Here is a 17,941-nt window from a genome sequence, read left to right as displayed (position 1 = left end):
GGAGCTTTTACCCTTTATATCACTCAACGGACTTCGAGGCGATTCCTCCTTTTTTGCTGTCTACGGTCACCGTAAACTTGCTGCCCCCTTTTACCAGCCAGCGTACGGTAGCAATGCCATTGCCCGGGATATTGCGGACATTGATGTTGGCCGGGTCATTACGCTGCTCGACTGTGATTCCAAGGTCACGGTTTTCAACGACCATTCCAGCTACCACGGCGCCGCCGGCCAACGATACCACATCGGGTACTTCGATTTTATGTGCAATATCATGGGCGGAGTGTGTGGGGATGATCCGGGTATTTTTTACTACCGCCGTAACCTGCTTAAGCCCACTTCCAATATCCAGGATCTCTACATCGGCCACTTCAAGCTGCGGGGTGTGGTATGCATGATAGATAACGAAAGCGGCATTCCGGTGTGCGTCGCTCTCCAATAAGAATCCAGGATGCATGCGGCCGTAATTCTTTTTGAAACCCCCGATTTCTATCTCCCCGTATTGCGGGTGGTCATAAGGCTGCCAGTCAACGAACCCATCCCCGAACATGAGGTATTGGTCGAAGTCATACTGCTCGCCCGGGCCGCCGCTGCCCTGTTGCCTGTTGAAATAATAATTGGCCGTCCAGAGCTCATTGCTCAAGGCGAAGATACCACGGGCGCCGTGAAGCCAATCAAACTCTCCTCCGTATACCGAATACAGATCCTTGTAGGTTACGATATAGCGGTATCCGGGAATCAGCTGCTCCCCTTTCTTTCCCAGCGCATCGTATACCGATATGTCTTCACGGGTAAAATTTGGCTCGTCCTCCTCCGCTCCAGGGCCCCGGAGGATCATACCTCCATAATTGTGGAAACTTTGACCCGCTGCGATGTTTCGGTGGCTGAGGACGAAATCAGCGACGGCCCGGTTCTCGGGAAGAGAAAATGGGTACTTGTAGGCTCCGCCCTGGACGTAGTTGGGCTGCCAGTTCCAGCCCCAATCCCGGTTGGGGTCGTATCCGCCAACACCGTCTTCATTGACCAAACCATCGCCGTCATTGTCCAGTCCTTCGTAACCCAGTAATTCATATTGGCCTTCCTGACCTTCCACGGCCCGAATCAGTCTTCGCGGGTCACGTGGATCCGGGACATACTGGCCATAGGGACTCTTGCGACGCATCTGCGTAATATGGCCATCGCCGTTGAGATCGTCAAAATCATCTTCATCCACCAAACCGTCCCGGTCATTGTCAACCGGCTGCTGCCCCGTACGTGACGAATGAGGGGTATTCGCATGGTGTATAAAATTGTCGCGGGAATCCGGGCTGATACTCGGCACGATATAAAACGTCTTTTCAGCCAGCAATTGCTTGAAAAACGGATTCCCTGCCGCGTGCATCTCTGTTACGTACCAAGCGATATAGAGAGCGAATTCAACCGTTTGGACTTCATTGGCATGAATCCCGCCGTCTACATAAGTCGCTGGTTTCCGGTCAAGCTGGCCCTGAGTTTTATCCGTCACGGTGAGCAGCCAGAGGTCCCGTCCGCCCACCGACTTTCCGATAGACTGCAGTGAGACAAGGTCGGGATGAGCGGCCACCATTTTGCGGTAAATCTCCTCCAGTGCCGTGTTGTCGTGATAGCGGTTCCAGCTGATGGCTACCTTCGGATTGGGTGGCGAGCCAGCGGCCGCCAGGATGTTTTCAGGGTTTTGGGCGATGGCCGTAAACGTCAGTTGCACAGCCAGTACCAACGTAAGCGTATATTTTTTTGCGTGTATCATGGTGGTCTGCTTTATAACGTTACTTCAACGGTTTTCTTTCCGGTAGATACGCTACCCGCTTCAATGCTCAGTTTGCCGCTTCCCTGCACAAGCCAACTCAATTCGACGGCCTGGCCGCCAGCTACAGCTCCGAGTGTCTGTATCTTCCGTCCGCTTACCACATTTTGGCTTCCCGTGGTTTTTACATTGACGGTTATTTGCTTTAGAAAATAGCTGCGTTCGCCTACCTGTGTAAGGCTGGGCAGCAGTCCGGAATTGAGCACTTTCAGCGAAATCCGAGTGAGGTTGTTATCCAGTTTCTCTGTCTTCAGATCCACCACATCCAATTTTGGCGCCATGCCTGCGAGGGCAACCACAAACGCGGTATGTTTGCTGGCGATATCATCTACCAATGTATGCGGTGGGTTATTAAGAACAAAGGGGTGGATTCCGCCAACTTCCACTCGCTTACCGGGAAAGTCGGGGTGCTCAATAGGCTTCCATTCAGCGAACGTATTGCTGATACCCTCCGATTCGGCCCATTTCAAGTAGGCCGCAACGGGGTCGTTGCTGCCGTTCGAAGCATTGTCCAGATTGCGCCCGCGGCTGGCGGAGTCGGCCTTCACCCGAGGTACCCACCAACCGGGCGTACTGAAACTGAATCGGCCATAGTGATAATACGCCCATTCCGCGAAATTGCCTTCTCCGGCAGTTGCCTTCGGCGCATCTGTCGTGCCCGTGATCTTACGATATTGCTCAGAAACAAACGCATTGGCCTTAGCATCCTGCGAGGACCAGCTGGTGATTTTCCGGCCACCCGGACGCCTACCCTGCTGCGGGGGCCCAGCACCGTCTCCCCTGCCGGCTTGCTCGGGCGAGGAGAGGTTATTGTAGGGCCCGAATGCCACTACGGCATACACGTTGAACGCATCATACAGAAAATCAAACATTGCCCGGTTTTCCGCTTCCGATACAGCATGTTCGCCCGCTCCCGGCAGGAAATTTCTGTAGTTGTAGGTTGCGTTCTTATTGAAATGAACACCCTCTTCGCCATCTTCATTGAATGTGCCATCCTTGTCATTGTCGATACCTTCGGGGAAAACCAGGAACCGGCCCACCTGCCCCTTTGCCAGGTCCGCCGGGATCAGTGAACGTGGCTCATCCGGATTGAGGATATGTGTGCCCGTAGCATCCTCCACACGGATAAACGTGATTTTCCCGTCGCCGTCCAGGTCGTCGTAGCCATCCTCTGCTATTTTTCCGTCGCGATCATCATCGGTTTGCCTGGCGTTTCCATTCCGTTCATATTGGACTGCAGCGAAATATTGTTCCGTCGCGTCGGGGCTCATATTAGGAAACACATAGAACGTTTGTTCATCCAACAGCCGCCGGATACTGTCCGTCTGTGCACTCGCCAGCAGCTTTTCTGCAAAGCCGATCGCAAGTTCGACGCCCAGCAAATGCTTACCTTCTACCCCTCCTACGACGGCGATGGCTGGCTTCTGTTCGGTTTGCCCGGTTCCGATGGTGATCAGCCAGATGTCGGCTCCACCAAGGGTCTTGACCAGCGACCGGGTCTTGACGTACTGGGGATGGCTTTTTGCTAGGGCATTTATCCGCTGGGCGAGCCGCCGTCCGTCACTGTAATCGCCTTGCGCGTGGAGGCTGCCCCCAATCAATAAGGCAATAAAACTCGATAGTAAACATCTTTTCATTCAGCCATTGGTTTGATTTTTCAGCGCAATTTAGCAGAAAAGCAGGCAACGTCCGCAAGGCATTTACCTTGTGATACAAATGTTACATATCTCTATCAAGAATGCCAACTTGATGCCAAAATCTTTTTCTTATTCCTCCAGCACCAATGTTCCCCCATACACACTATTGGATACCGCTCCTGTCTCCTCATCGATGAACGCCATATAGGCGTGGCAGGTATCGCCCGGCTGGTAATACCCCTGGATGTCCAACGTATCTTCCCCCCATCCGTCCCCATAGGTCTTGTAGCAGCAGAAGCTGGCGCCGGGCCGGTAAAGCAGAAGCATGGTCCGGGTGGCATACCTGATGTCCCGCCCGCCGGGATTCTTCCAGGAAAAACGTACTACACTTCCATCCTGTACGGCACTGACGTCCAATGGTGCCGGAATCGGACCGCCGCTGAACGCAAAAGCAGCAGGGTCAATTTCATACCGGGATTCTTCTTTGTTGTAGATTACTGCGTGGGTAAGGTTGTACGACATCGCCGCATTGTGCCCCGTCCTTGGCGGCGCATACTTGCCGAACCCAACTTTAACGAGCCGGAGCAGCGGCCGGAGCCAGTCCTGCACGACTCTGAACCGCTCCCGCTGCAGCGCTTGCAGCGCTGTAGGTTGACGCTTTTTGCGGGTGGCACGGGGCAATGAACGTGCGATATTCTGCCCGTTTGCGGTATAAAAAACAACGCCCCCGACCTTACCCCGGACATGCCCGGTTATCCCATCAGTTAGTATTCCCATAGCGAGTTACTGTTAGTTTATAATTTCAGTCATCCAAATTTACTTATCATTTGTTATTAATCCAAAAGCAACTTGAAATTCATTAGGTATTGATTCGGTGTAAACCAAATAAACTCCGAACAAACTCCGAAGAAAAAGCAATTTATTTGCGAAGGACCTGTAAGTATTTCTTAGGGGCAAACTAAACATCATTTCTTCTTGTGCAAGCAAAGAATCTGCTTCGCAAGCTCATTGCCAGCTGCTACCGAATGCGGTGGATCTGGCAAAGCGGCTGGCGATATCCTGCGCTACACTCCGGCAAGCAATCAACAATTTGTTTATGAAGAGCTGCTGGTGAGAAAGAAAGGTGTCGGAACCAATTGACATGGCCGGCCCTGATAATGGCTCGGTAATTGTAAGTCAAAGTAGCAATAACACATGGACTTTCTCCACGATATTTGACCCCAGGTATGGTCAGCATCCAGTGAGCGGCAACCGAGATTTTGGATACGAACAACAAGCGGACGGCTCGTATATATTTTATACAAGGGGCGTGGATCGGTTGACGGATGCTGGGGTGCCAACGCTGCATAATGCTTCAGAATTTTTTCCTGGGCAAAGTTGTCCTTTTAGTCAAACAGATGCACTTTGGCTGTCTTTCCAAACGAGCGTCAACAGCTTCATAAAATCGAATGGCGGTAGCTCTTCTATAAGAGCTTCTCAGGTCCTTCGACCGGATTGGGATCAGGTAAAGGCCTCAAAGGCAACAAAGTTAAATAATAACTCCCTATAAACAAAAGTTTTTCATATCTTTGCAGTCCTGATAAAAATCGGGAAAAAGGAGACAAATGAATTAATGGCAAAAAAACAAGAAGCAGAAAAAGAATTAGCAGCGAAAAAAGCTGAACTTCATGACACCGAGGATACCTTGGTGAAAGAAAAAGAGGACATCGAGTCGGAAGCCGATTCGAAATTCATTGACGAGATCAAATCGACTACCTGGAACACCCCTGAGGATGATTTCGATTGGGAGCGGGACGAAAAAGGTTTCGGCAATTACAGCGATGAAGAGCGCGCTAAATTAGAAAATCTGTATGCCGGCACGTTCAATTCGGTCAACAAGGGCGAGATCGTACAAGGCACAGTGGTATCCATCAACAACAAAGATGTGGTGCTAAACATCGGGTTCAAGTCGGACGGCTTGGTATCCCTTTCTGAATTCCGTGACACGCCGGATCTGAAAGTGGGAGACACGGTGGATGTATTTGTTGAGTCACAGGAAGACGCCAATGGACAATTGGTGCTTTCACGCAAACGTGCCAAAACCCAGAGATCCTGGGAAGAAATCAACGAAGCACTTGAAAATGATACCATTATTGATGGTTTCGTAAAGAGCCGTACCAAGGGTGGACTCATTGTGGACATTAAAGGTGTGGAGGCTTTCCTGCCCGGATCGCAAATTGACATTAAACCGATACGCGACTACGACATATACGTGGGTAAAACCATGGAATTCAAGGTTGTAAAAATCAACCATGAGTTTAAAAACGTTGTGGTATCACATAAAGTACTTATCGAGGACGATCTGGAAAATCAAAAAACCGAGATCGTTTCCAAACTCGAAAAAGGACAAGTTCTCGAAGGCACGGTCAAAAACATCACCGACTTCGGTGTATTTATTGACCTGGGCGGTGTAGACGGCCTGCTGCACATCACTGATATTTCGTGGGGCCGTATCGAGCATCCAAGGGAAGTGCTTCAGCTTGACCAGACTGTCAATGTTGTTGTTTTGGACTTCGACGACGAGAAAAAACGTATTGCACTTGGCTTGAAGCAACTGACCGAGCATCCGTGGGAATCTTTGGATTCGTCATTGGAAATCGGTTCAAAAGTAAAAGGCAAGATCGTGACCGTGGCCGACTATGGTGCATTCCTCGAAATAACTCCGGGTGTCGAAGGGTTGATCCACGTATCAGAAATGTCTTGGTCGCAAAACCTGCGCAGTCCGCAGGAGTTCTTGAAAGTAGGTGACGAGGTAGAAGCCCAAATCCTTACACTGGACCGCGACGAACGCAAGATGAGCTTGGGTATCAAACAATTGACCCCAGACCCTTGGAAAAATATCGCAGACCGCTATCCTATTGGTTCCCGGCAGAAAGCTGTTGTTAAGAATATGACGAATTTCGGCGTATTCGTAGAACTGGAAGAGGGCATCGATGGGTTGATCCATATCTCTGACCTTTCCTGGTCTAAGAAAATCAATCACCCGAATGAGTTTACCAAAGTTGGTGAAGAATTGGAGGTGGTGGTGCTTGAACTTGACGAGGAAAACCGCAAGTTGAGCCTTGGACACAAGCAGTTGGAAGAAAACCCTTGGGATACGTTCGAAACCATCTTTACGCTTGATTCCATCCACCAGGGAACAGTGATCAAGGTCGGCGAGAAGGGCAACATTGTAGCGTTACCGTACGGAGTTGAAGGATTCTGCCCTGCCAAGCACAGCGTCAAGGAAGACGGCAGCGTATTGAAACTTGATGAAACCGCTGATTTCAAAATCATCGAATTCAACAAAGAGAACAAGCGTGTTGTAATCTCTCATTCCCGTATCTGGGAAGACCAACGGGCTGAAGCACGGATGGAGGATTTCAATAACCGTAAAAAAGAGGCGAAAGCAGCGTCTTCTGCTGTGAAGAAAGTGAAAGAGTCGGTAGAAAAGTCCACCTTAGGAGACCTCGATGTTCTTGCACAATTGAAAGAGCAATTGGAAGACGAGGAAAGCGCTAAGCGAGCGAAAAAGTAACCCGCCTTCCGCACAAACTATAATTGTAATCCCCGCTCCTTCCAAAGGCGCGGGGATTTTTTTTGCAAGCTGGTGTAGGCGGGAAGATTGAATGTCGTAAACAGCGAACTGCCTGGTGAGCGCGATAACGTTGCTAGGGACGGAAGCGGTCAGGAACCGAAGCGAAAGACGTGCTGAAACACCCGGGCGGGTGTATTGTATAAGGCGGAACCCGAGCAGCGGGTTGGAAATCCATGCCGAGCTCCGCCTGAAACTTATCTATCCAAAGATCTTGTTGAGCGTTGCACTTGGCCGCATCGCCCCAGCCGCCAATACGTGGTCCGGAAAATAATATCCGCCGATGTTTTGGGGCTTACCTTGAGCTCCGATCAACTCTTCATTGATTTTGCTTTCGTTCGCTTTCAATTGTTCAGCAATTGGGGTGAAATGGGCGCTAAGATCCGCGTCTTTATCCTGTGAGGCCAACGCCTCTGCCCAATACAATGCCAGGTAAAAATGAGACCCCCGATTATCTATCTGGCCTACTTTCCTCGCCGGAGACTTGTCATTTTCCAGAAACTTTTCGGTAGCGGCGTCCAGCGCTTCAGCCAATACAAGTGCTTTGGCATTCCCTTGCGTCTGGCCGACGTGCTCCAAGGAAACAGCAAGCGCTAGAAACTCGCCCAACGAATCCCAACGGAGGTATCCTTCATGAAGAAATTGCTCAACATGCTTGGGAGCCGACCCGCCCGCACCGGTTTCAAATAAGCCCCCGCCGTTCATCAGCGGAACAATCGACAACATTTTAGCGGACGTACCCAACTCCAGGATAGGGAATAAGTCGGTCAGGTAATCCCGCAGTACATTTCCGGTCACCGAGATGGTGTCCTCTCCCCTACGGAGACGTTCCAGTGAGAATTTCGTCGCGTCCACCGGATCCATGATACGGATATCAAGGCCTTCGGTGTCATGCTCCTGCAAATAGGTGTTGACTTTTTCGATAAGCTGCCTGTCGTGCGCACGGCTCTCATTCAACCAGAATACAGCCGGTGTACCGGATAAACGTGCCCGGTTTACGGCCAACTTCACCCAATCGCGGATCGATGCATCTTTGGTTTGGCACATTCTGAAGATATCACCTGCTTCCACCTGTTGCTCCATCAACACCGCGCCATCTCCATCCACCACCAGGACTACCCCGTTAGCGCGAACCTGGAACGTTTTGTCGTGTGAACCATATTCTTCAGCTTTTTGCGCCATCAGTCCCACGTTGGACACGGACCCCATCGTGGACGGGTCGAAGGCACCGTGCTGCTTGCAATCGTCTATGGTTGCCACATATACGCCGGCATAAGAGCGGTCTGGAATAAGCGCGATGGTGTCCTGCAATTCGCCGTCCTTATTCCACATTTTTCCCGAACTACGTATCATTGCCGGCATTGATGCATCGACAATCACATCCGACGGCACATGAAGATTGGTTATACCCTTATCAGAGTTTACCATAGCAATGTCCGGCCCGTTTCCGATAGCCTCTTGCAATGCTGCTTTTACTTCAGCTTCTTGTGGGTGTCCAGCTATCTTTGCATAGACATCGCCCAAGCCATTCCGGGTATCTACCCCGAGTTCAGTGAATAATTTGGCGTACTTCGCAAACACATCCGAAAAATATACCTCTACGATGGCTCCGAAAATAATCGGGTCTGACACTTTCATCATCGTCGCTTTCAGGTGTGCAGAAAACAGCAGGCCCGCTTCTTTGGCCGCCTTGATTTCTTCGGCTACAAAGCGCTTCAATGCGCTGATGCTCATGCGGGATGAGTCGATGACCTCTCCTGCCAGCAGCTTAGCCGGACCCTTAAGCTCCACCTTTTCGCCATCGTCGCCCACAAACTGAATGGAGAAGGTAGTTGCCTGTGGCACTGTAAGCGATTGCTCGCTGCTATAGAAATCGCCGTCCGGCATAGAAGCCACCCGTGTTTTTGAGTCGGGCGACCATGCACCCATGGAGTGCGGATGCTGTCTGGCATAATTTTTCACCGCACGGGGTGCCCGACGGTCAGAGTTCCCTTCGCGCAAGACAGGATTTACGGCTGACCCCAGCACCTTGGCGTATCGCGCCTTGGCGGTCACTTCCTCTTCACTTTTCGGTTCCGCAGGATAGTCAGGCACTGCATATCCTTTGGCCTGCAGCTCGGCAATGGCCGCCTTCAACTGCGGCACAGAGGCAGAGATGTTGGGTAATTTGATGATATTAGCCTCCGGTGTGGTGGCTAACTGGCCCAATTCGCTCAGTGCATCGCTGATCCGTTGGTCATCCGTCAGGTATTCCGGGAAATTTGCCAGAATCCGGCCTGCCAATGAAATATCTTTTTCCTCAACCGATATTCCGGCCGGGGCGGTGAAAGCCGTAACAATGGGTAAAAAAGAATAGGTGGCCAAAGCTGGAGCCTCGTCAGTCCTCGTGTAAAAAATCGTGGTATTTTTCGACATAATCTGTATGAATTTGGGTCTCAAAAGTAGCGAAAATTACCCTATTCTACAAGCTGGCGTTCACCGGGCTGATCCCGACCGAGGTAATATTTATCTCCGTTCACCTTCAGGGTTCCATCGTCCAACCGCTTACGGATAAATGCTAGCCTGGCCTCCTCATCGCCTAAACGCATGCCTGTAACCAACTTATCTATGGAAAGCGGCCCTTCAGCCAGCACTTCTACCAGTTCCGCCAGCAATTGATCGTCCAGATCCTCCGTTTTCTGGCTTTTTAAGCACCTGTCGCATATCCCACAGCGTGTCGACTTCGGCTCATCAAAATACGCCAGCAGCGACTTACTTCGACAGGTATTGCTATCGAGGTAGTGGAACACGGCATCAAGTTGCGTCTGTTTGATTATTTTCCGTTGCACGATGTACTGCCGGTCGATATGCAGCCACCTACTATCCACCCGTGGCCTTAAAAACTGCAGCTGGGGGCTATCCGTCTGTGGAAGGTAACTCAATATCTCCGCATTTTGGAGGTATCGCAGCATATCAATGATGTCAGATACGCGTTTGCCCATGCGGCGGGCCAAGTCGTGCTCACGTACGGGGACATAATGGTCAAATGCGCCGCCATGGCTCCGTAGAACAGTTTTGATCAGCCCGTCATAAGCCGCATTGCCCACCTGAAACCGATATAACTCGTGTTGGTCTGCTTCAAATTTAATCCTTGAGGGCAGGTATACCGTATCGGTGGCGGTTATCCAGCCATCGCGTTCGAGAAATTTCAGTGCGCTGAGCGTCGCGATCACATCCAACTTATACCGGGAGCAAAAGTCGGCAATATCAAAGTCAAGTGTGACACCCTCGCCTGCGCCGTATGCAAGTTGGTAATAGTTGCCTAAATGCTGGTACACCCGTTTGATATCTTCCAGTGGCGGAAAACTAAGCTCAAAGTGCTGGAGAAGCCGGTCGCGGTCACTGCGATGGTGCAAAAGTACAGCGTATGCCTTTTTACCATCACGCCCTGCACGCCCTGCCTCCTGATAATAGGCCTCCAAAGAATCCGGTAAATCCAGGTGGATAACAAAACGAACATCGGGTTTATCGATCCCCATGCCGAAGGCATTGGTCGCGACAATGACGCGCGTGCTGTTATTTTTCCAGGCTTCCTGTTTGCGTGCACGCTCAGGGGTATCCAGACCGGCATGGTAGAAGTCGGCCGAAACCCCTTCGTTTAACAAGATGCGGGTTACCTCCTGTGTCTCCCGCCGGTTTCTGACGTAAACGATGCCGCTACCGCCAAGCTTGCGGATAATCCGGAACATCCTGCCTATCTTATCTTCCTCTTCGAATGCCATGTAGGCGAGGTTTTTTCGGCCGAAACCTGTCTTGAAAACATTATGCTGTGCAAATTCCAGTTTGTCCTGGATATCGCTTATGACCCTTATGGTAGCAGTAGCGGTAAGTGCAAGAAATGGAATACTGGGATGCAGTGTCCTCAACACGGCAATGTAAAGGTACGACGGCCTGAAATCATATCCCCACTGGGAAATACAATGAGCTTCATCAACGGCAAACAGGTTGACATTCATATGGCGGATCCGCTCCCGTACCAGATCGGAAGCCAACCTTTCAGGTGAAAGGTACAGAAATTTAATGTTGCCGTAGATGCAGTTGTCGAGGATAATGTCTACCTCGCGTTTAGTCATGCCCGAAAAGATGGCCACTGCCTCGATACCTTTCGCCCTAAGGTTTTCCACCTGATCTTTCATCAATGCGATGAGTGGCGTCACCACAATGCATATCCCTTCTTTAACCAACGCCGGCACTTGAAAACAGACTGATTTGCCACCCCCGGTAGGCATCAGTGCCAACGTATCGCGACCCATCAAGACCGACTGGATGACCTCCTCCTGCAGCGGCCGAAACGATTCATGTTTCCAGTACTTATGAAGAATTTCTACACTGTTCATGTTGTCTGAACCCATACAAACATACGTAATGTATTTTGCATTGAGCGTATCGCGAGTGCTGTGCCGTATTGTCAAGAAAATACATTGGCAAGACAAATCTTTTTACGAAAGATAATACCTTCGCAGGCGGAAAACACGCGCTTCTACATTTACAATACCATGCTGTTACGGTCGTTTTACCATCTAAGAAACTGTATTTCATCCGTTTTTCTCATGGGCTGCCTGTTACTGACACCGCATCATCTGCTGTCGCAGGTCATTCCCCGGGGCCAGCATTCCAGGTATCTGCCCCGGGACTCTTCCAAAATTGCCTTATCCAGGATACTTGTCCAGTTGGAAATCGAGAACGGCGGTATGCTGTACAAGAATGGGGCAATAAAAGAGGAGCTGGGTGAAATATATTACAACGGTGTGAACCTCAAAATCGGATGGCAAACCGAGCGCGGAGGGGATATCAACCACCAATTATTCAACTATCCGGTTTACGGCATTGGGCTGTATTCCAGTACGTTCCGGAAGGCCGCCATAGGTACACCTAACGCGATATACGGTTTTGTGGCCATTCCCATCAAGCCCGGTCGGTTTAGCCGATGGGATTTTAATTACCGGATATCCTTGGGACTTGCCAGCAACTTTGAGCCCTATGATGAAGACAACAACCCATTCAATGAACTGCTGGGCACCCACCGAAACGTTTTTATTGACCTCGGCCTGCAAGCAAACTACAGCTTGAGTGACCGCTTGCAGATGGGAGCTGGGTTTGCTTTCCATCACTTTTCGAATGGCGCGATCAGAAAACCAAACTCGGGCATCAACTTGGTTCCCCTTACCGTAGCCCTCACATACCTTCCAAAGCCGCGGCGGTTCGACTTCAGCGAAGCGCCCGTACCGCCATTGGAGAAAGCGCATCACGTTGACATGCATTATGCGGCGGGGATAAAACAATACGAACCTGGTGGCCGCCGTTACTTTAAATCAACACTCGGCTTGTACTGGAACCGTCCGCTAAGCTATAAATGGCGCCTGGGATTGGGAGCCGACATTTTCTATTCGCAATCGGGGAGTGACACGGAAAAGGCAGGCGGAAAAGCGTCCACTCCCGGGGCGTTGTTTTCGGGAGGACCCGCGTTAAACATCGATCATTTGCTCACTAGCAGACTCTATCTCAACGGAAATGTAGGCTGGTATCTCCACCGCAACGTGTTCAATGGTGAGACAGATCCAATATTTTTGAGGATGGGGGTGCGCTACCGGGTGATGGGGAATTCGTATACCGGCATTTCGATCAAAGCCCATAAAGCCGTAGCCGATTTTGTTGAATGGACGGTTGGCTATACCCTGACCAGCAATAAATAACACAGCGCCCGATCGCTTTTGTCAATTCAAATGATAGGCAAAATTGTTCTTCAGAACGTAAACTGGAATTCCGGCGGCATGTGCCTCTTCATTGAAGCGATTTATCGTGGTGTCATGATTGGAACCGTCGAGGACGATCATTTTGCACCTAACCGTTTCGGACATCGCTTTCAATGACACATCCGCATTGTTCCGCAACAGGAGGACATCCACATCCAGATTTCCGCTGTAAGTGGTGGTGCCGTCATATACCATCAGTCGCATCTCGCCGAATTGCAAAATTCCCTCCCTTGCATATACCACTTTATCCCGGTAGCTGCCATCGTATGGTATGAAATTGATGGTATCGAACGCCGCATGGGATGCTAATGTAGGTAATACCGAATAGCCGATGGTCGGGTCATCAGCGGATGCCAAGTTGGTATACAACCAGACCTTTCTGTCTTGGATCAAGCCGATCGCGAGGTTATGCCTAATGTTGAAGATAATGGCCTTAGCGCTGTTCGCATGCCGGGTAATTGACAGAAAAGACGAGCATACCCAGATAGCCACGCACCCGAAAGCACCATATACCCAGCGTTTGCTGCGCATCACCCATGCAAGCAGCACGGCAAGTATGAACAAGTAAACCAGCAACGTTTGCCACCAGGCCATCCAAAGCCCACCGATATTTGCCATCGGCAGTTGCTCTATGGTGAGCAGTATATTATTGGTCAACGAAATAAGCTGCTCCAATACCTTACCTGTCCAGGCTGACAATTGGCCGGATGGCAGGATCAATAGCGCAAAGCCCAGGTACATAATCCCAGTTGCAGGCAAAACGATAAGCAGATTAGCAAGAAGGAAGTAAAGCGGAAACTGGTGAAAATGATAAGCCGCCAGCGGGCCCGCCCCGACCTGCGCAGCAATTGACATCCAAGCATAGTCGCAAATTGGCCTGGCAAAACGGTTGCTTACGAGGAAAACCTGCTGGAGAACCGGAAGCAGAGAAACAATACCCAACACCGCGAGATACGAAAGCTGGAAACCGATGGCCGCGATGAATTTGGGATTATATAAAAGCAGAAAAAATGCTGAAGCGGCAATGCTGTTATAAATCCGGTTTTTTCTGTCAAAATTAGCCGCCGCCAGCACAAAACTGATCATAATGGACGCCCGCAATACCGATGGAGAAAAACCAGTCAGCAACGCATAACTCCATATGCCTGTTAACAAAACCGCAAACTTGGCAACCCTTAGTCTTTTACTGCGGTCCGTCCACCAAAACAACTTAGATAACAACCAAAACACAATAACTACATGCATACCCGACACGCTGAGCACATGAATGGTTCCCGTGTTGGAAAACGCCTGCATCAACGTGTCGCTCAGGTCTGCACGATATCCCAATATTAATGTGCAGGCCACTGAGAAAGCATCCCTATCGGCTATATATTTCGAAAACTTCGCAACCATCCGCTGCCTTTCGGCTAACGCATAAGCGATAAGTCGGTTGCCTTTTCCCTTACCCAGGCGTTGTAGCTGATCAGCCCGCAAATAAGCTTGATGCCACATATTTCTATTTGCGAGATAACCCCTGTAGTTCATTTCATTGGGATTGTAAGGCGGCGGTACTTCCCGGTATTCCGAAGGGAGTATCAATTCGTCGCCATATCGGAACGATTGTGTCAGCGCGGTATCGCCTATGTCGACCGTCAACATCAGCTTTCCTGTGGCGGCCTCGAAGCTGGCTTGACGGTACACTTTGGTAACCACAAAGGGAAACCGCGCGCGGGTGCCCCGCTCGACAGGTTCATCGGCCACATAGCCGGCCAATGCATCTGCTTGGCTATTGCTGAAATGAGCGCGGTTTATTTCCGGATGGGGTTGCCATGTTGAAATCCAGCCTAAAGCATACAGGATAAAAAACACAGCAAAACCCAACACGCTGTAATATCCGTATTTCTGCAGTCTAGTATACCAGGCGATTGCCACAAAAGCAATCATTGCAACGATCAGGATGCACCATGCGACGGTATGCCACGATTGCTCGGGCGTGAGCAAGTAACCCGTGCCTATCCCCGCCAACAGTGCCATCAGGAAACGCACGAAAGGCGTATGGCCCTGATGGTTGAGGCGGAACGGGTTTGTTGCTGTATTGCTTGCCATATAAATAATTGAACAGCCAGAATCAGGTTACCGACTAATCTAACCTGCGGACACGTCGCCTGGATGCCAAGTTAAAATTGACACCGCAACAGTACATTGACGTCCGAACGCCTACTGCCGGTTATCGCATCGAGGCCGCTACCGATCTGATCAATACCGCGATACATAAACGCCGCATAACGGAACCATATATCCATTTTACGCGCAATTCGACACCGTATGTTGAGGTAGGTGCGGATGCCATCGTTGTGATATACTGAAAAAGAATTTGCATACAGCACATTGTTTTCGTAAGCGTATATCCTCGAGTTATATCCGGGGATTCCGAATAAGGCGAAACGCATATTGCCACTGAACCGGCTGCCCATCGGTTTATAAATCACATCCTGATACATCATCCACCCCATTTCGGCGGCAACACCCTCTTTTTGATATTGAGCGTATTCCAAACGGCTTCGCAGGCTCCATGCCGCGTTCAATGTATACTGCCCACTTATGCGCAGTTGCTGCCGCAAGACACCTGCGACGGTTTGCTCGGGCAATCCCAGGGCTGCATTTTCCTGACGTTGCCTATAGCGATAGCGAACAGATACGTTGGCCTTTTTATACCATATATAGGTAAACTGCGTAAGCAGGTCGACGCCATGCGACGGACCATCTACGCGGTATCTCAGCCAGGGAAAACGGAAGAAGTCGGCATAAGCCGTCCATTCTATTTTCCTATTCGGGTGATACATCAAACCCGAGTAAAAACCGCGCTCATTGGCAGCGGTGCTGCCTTCAGCAAGCCCCTGATTGAAGAACGAATGGTAGTCGCGCTGGTAATTGCGGTAATGCAACGCCAATGATAGGTGGGGGTGCAGGCTGGCGATCAACCCGTTGGCGAAGGCAAAACCGCTGCCAATACTATGAGCAGTCTCGCCAAATACGTGCAGCCCGCGCCACGAATGCTTATAATACAAGCTTGTGTTCCAAAGACTGCGTCCCCGGAACGCATATCGGTTGCGCAGCAAATCTTGCGGCTGGACGGTTGCATCAAAACCCGTATGATAGGTCGTCGTTCCCACCTGCAGCCGTCCGGCCCGGTACTGCACATTCAATCCGTATACGTGTTGCTGCAAAGCGCCGCGATTTGCTACTTCCGTTGGCGTGCGGTGCAGCCCGGTTTGATTAATGGTGCCTACGACAGCTTCCCCCGCTGCGGTATAAGACACCGATCCGTCAAGGCGGCGCCACGAAAGGAAAGGCGTTACCGCCAGGCGCCCCAGTGCAACGGTGGCTGCAGCCCCGCGCAGAAACATCACTTCGCTGGATGAGGTATAGGGACGCAAACCTGTTGCCTGTCTTGCCAAATTTTGCAGACTTGAGCTTTTGCCAAAACTCATACCGCCCCACATGGCCAGACCCTGCCCGAATTGCAGCGCATAATCGCCCACCACCATATCCCTGAGCCTGCCCTGGTCGTGTATATGGACGCTCCCGGAATAAAAATCAAAGCCGTACCGCTGGGCACCGCTAAAGAATGCTTCCCCGGCATCCTTCTTCATATTAAGCGCTATCCTCAGGTCACGGCCAAAGTGATACCGGTAGCGCGTCAGTACTTGGTCAGGGCTGCCGAGATACCGGGAGCGGGAAGTATCTTCGATAGCATACCCCCTACGCTGTTGCAACGTGCGGCCATACCTGACCGACAAATCATGCTTGCCCTCATTCAATAGCTGCTTCGCCCCGGTATTTGCCAACGACCTTGGAAGGACCACCGTTACATAGGGTGTGAGCATGCGAAGCAATTCGACATCGAGCCCCTCAATGGCCTGAAGCTCATACACCGAAGCAAACTTCCCCGATCGTTCGCGGTGCGCTATTAAGTTGTCGATAAACAGCTGCGGTATGAACCGCAAGTCCTGCATTTCGCTACCATCCGTACGGTTTAGATCGATGGGGTTGTTCCGGTAAAATTCCATCTGCTCCTGCAGCTCGGAAAGGTCAACATCCTCCGCCAAGTCCTCGGCCGAAAGTTCGACCAGACGTTCAATAAGCAAGTCTTCCTCGGTCTGCGCCCATACGCTGGACAACCAAAGGAAGCCACTTAACAATGCAATATACCGATAGCGGTTAAAAGGCATAACATAGACCGATTTGAGGCGAAGTGCCTAGCCTAGAATGGAAGCTCGCTGCGGTGTTGAACGTCAAACGCTGCCAGTGAAAACCAAAACCGGCGTGCCGCTCCATGGGATTGACGGATAATCCGCCGCGTAAATGCAATACCTCACCCAAGCGGTACTCGATACCCAGATGCCCGCCCAGCGAGCCAACGGCACGGTACACAACGTCGGCAGAAACCAGTACCGCAACCAGCGGATAGCTAACACCAATCCGCAAATAAGCAGGGATGGTGCCATAAGCATCAGATCCATAATCTGCCTTGCCGACATTGGCATATTGCAGTCCGACAATCGCACCTTCACCAAACAGATATTGCATGCCGACATCCACGGACAAGGCAGAAGTGCTCAGGTAATTCGGCACATAAAGTTGGTGAAAACTTGCAGACATGCCGAGGATGAAATACGGGGCGAGCTGCTTTGCAAAGGAAAACCCTGCTTTGATATCATCAAAGGCACCTTTTAACCCATATTGGCGGACCGCCAATCCGAACGTTCCCAAACGAGTAGGAACACCCAGCATCGCAGATTGTGTGGTAATATCGGTAGCGAAAAAATGATGTTGGTAGTCAAGGCTGACTGTCGGGCGCTCCAACGCGGACAAGCCTGCAGGATTGACCGCCAGGCTGTAAATCCCCTGAAGGGCGGCGCCCGTATTACCCATGGCTTGAAATCTCGGACCTAGGTAGGTTTGGGCGATGCTTTCATAGGAGATCAGGAGGAGTATGAGACACCTTCCAACCATGGAGGTGAATATATCTCAAAAAAAACAGAGTTGAAAATGAAAAGTCGAAATTTAACTTTCGACTTTTCATTTTCAACTACTA

At 50.7% G+C, this 17,941-nt stretch carries 10 protein-coding genes; 2 read left to right on the top strand and 8 right to left on the bottom strand.

The window, feature by feature from the left end; all coding sequences use genetic code 11:
• Nucleotides 1–19: 19 nt before the first annotated feature.
• The 3 genes from ACFOET_RS10065 to ACFOET_RS10055 all read right to left on the bottom strand — a co-directional run bounded on the left by ACFOET_RS10065 (nt 20) and on the right by ACFOET_RS10055 (nt 4,233).
• On the bottom strand, nt 20–1,762 hold the full coding sequence (locus ACFOET_RS10065) for a M14 family metallopeptidase (protein WP_379022162.1): 1,743 nt from the start codon (nt 1,760–1,762) through the stop codon (nt 20–22).
• An 11-nt stretch (nt 1,763–1,773) separates the two neighbouring features.
• Nucleotides 1,774–3,456 (bottom strand): M14 family metallopeptidase, encoded by a 1,683-nt coding sequence (locus tag ACFOET_RS10060; protein ID WP_379022160.1) that lies wholly within the window; start codon nt 3,454–3,456, stop codon nt 1,774–1,776.
• A 129-nt stretch (nt 3,457–3,585) separates the two neighbouring features.
• The gene (locus tag ACFOET_RS10055; RefSeq protein WP_379022158.1) at nt 3,586–4,233 is read right to left on the bottom strand and encodes a DUF6266 family protein; all 648 of its coding nucleotides are present in this window, start codon (nt 4,231–4,233) and stop codon (nt 3,586–3,588) included.
• Nucleotides 4,234–5,068: 835 nt separating this feature from the next.
• On the opposite strand from ACFOET_RS10055, the gene rpsA reads away from it, so the two are divergent.
• Nucleotides 5,069–7,012 (top strand): 30S ribosomal protein S1, encoded by a 1,944-nt coding sequence (rpsA, locus tag ACFOET_RS10050; RefSeq protein ID WP_379022156.1) that lies wholly within the window; start codon nt 5,069–5,071, stop codon nt 7,010–7,012.
• 258 nt (nt 7,013–7,270) lie between these two features.
• On the opposite strand, the gene ACFOET_RS10045 is transcribed toward rpsA, so the two are convergent.
• Nucleotides 7,271–9,484 (bottom strand): NADP-dependent isocitrate dehydrogenase, encoded by a 2,214-nt coding sequence (locus tag ACFOET_RS10045; protein WP_379022154.1) that lies wholly within the window; start codon nt 9,482–9,484, stop codon nt 7,271–7,273.
• A gap of 41 nt (nt 9,485–9,525) precedes the next feature.
• Nucleotides 9,526–11,445, bottom strand: coding sequence for a RecQ family ATP-dependent DNA helicase (locus ACFOET_RS10040; RefSeq protein ID WP_379022152.1), 1,920 nt, complete (start codon nt 11,443–11,445; stop codon nt 9,526–9,528).
• 213 nt (nt 11,446–11,658) lie between these two features.
• Between ACFOET_RS10040 and ACFOET_RS10035 the strand changes: the two genes are divergently transcribed.
• Nucleotides 11,659–12,801: an acyloxyacyl hydrolase gene (locus ACFOET_RS10035; RefSeq protein WP_379022150.1), complete on the top strand. Its 1,143-nt coding sequence runs from the start codon at nt 11,659–11,661 to the stop codon at nt 12,799–12,801.
• Nucleotides 12,802–12,822: 21 nt separating this feature from the next.
• On the opposite strand, the gene ACFOET_RS10030 is transcribed toward ACFOET_RS10035, so the two are convergent.
• The 3 genes from ACFOET_RS10030 to ACFOET_RS10020 form a co-directional block, all read right to left on the bottom strand.
• Entirely contained in the window at nt 12,823–14,949 is a 2,127-nt protein-coding gene (locus ACFOET_RS10030) for a ComEC/Rec2 family competence protein (protein ID WP_379022148.1), read from the bottom strand.
• 71 nt (nt 14,950–15,020) lie between these two features.
• Nucleotides 15,021–17,075 (bottom strand): ComEA family DNA-binding protein, encoded by a 2,055-nt coding sequence (locus ACFOET_RS10025; protein WP_379022146.1) that lies wholly within the window; start codon nt 17,073–17,075, stop codon nt 15,021–15,023.
• Nucleotides 17,065–17,859: a PorV/PorQ family protein gene (locus tag ACFOET_RS10020; protein ID WP_379022144.1), complete on the bottom strand. Its 795-nt coding sequence runs from the start codon at nt 17,857–17,859 to the stop codon at nt 17,065–17,067. The genes ACFOET_RS10025 and ACFOET_RS10020 overlap by 11 nt, the downstream gene beginning before the upstream one ends.
• Nucleotides 17,860–17,941 lie beyond the last annotated feature (82 nt).

It is taken from the genome of Parapedobacter deserti (assembly GCF_042646065.1).
Classification (GTDB): Bacteria; Bacteroidota; Bacteroidia; order Sphingobacteriales; family Sphingobacteriaceae; genus Parapedobacter; species Parapedobacter deserti.
This window is presented reverse-complemented; position numbering and strand designations above follow the sequence as displayed.

Excerpts from the sequence above, each read along its gene's own strand:
- ACFOET_RS10035 (WP_379022150.1), top strand. The coding sequence starts at position 11,659 with ATGGGCTGCCTGTTACTGACACCGCATCATCTGCTGTCGCAGGTCATT.
- rpsA (WP_379022156.1), top strand. The coding sequence starts at position 5,069 with ATGGCAAAAAAACAAGAAGCAGAAAAAGAATTAGCAGCGAAAAAAGCT.
- ACFOET_RS10055 (WP_379022158.1), bottom strand. The coding sequence starts at position 4,233 with ATGGGAATACTAACTGATGGGATAACCGGGCATGTCCGGGGTAAGGTC.
- ACFOET_RS10025 (WP_379022146.1), bottom strand. The coding sequence starts at position 17,075 with ATGCCTTTTAACCGCTATCGGTATATTGCATTGTTAAGTGGCTTCCTT.
- ACFOET_RS10060 (WP_379022160.1), bottom strand. The coding sequence starts at position 3,456 with ATGAAAAGATGTTTACTATCGAGTTTTATTGCCTTATTGATTGGGGGC.
- ACFOET_RS10030 (WP_379022148.1), bottom strand. The coding sequence starts at position 14,949 with ATGGCAAGCAATACAGCAACAAACCCGTTCCGCCTCAACCATCAGGGC.
- ACFOET_RS10020 (WP_379022144.1), bottom strand. The coding sequence starts at position 17,859 with ATGGTTGGAAGGTGTCTCATACTCCTCCTGATCTCCTATGAAAGCATC.
- ACFOET_RS10045 (WP_379022154.1), bottom strand. The coding sequence starts at position 9,484 with ATGTCGAAAAATACCACGATTTTTTACACGAGGACTGACGAGGCTCCA.
- ACFOET_RS10065 (WP_379022162.1), bottom strand. The coding sequence starts at position 1,762 with ATGATACACGCAAAAAAATATACGCTTACGTTGGTACTGGCTGTGCAA.
- ACFOET_RS10040 (WP_379022152.1), bottom strand. The coding sequence starts at position 11,445 with ATGAACAGTGTAGAAATTCTTCATAAGTACTGGAAACATGAATCGTTT.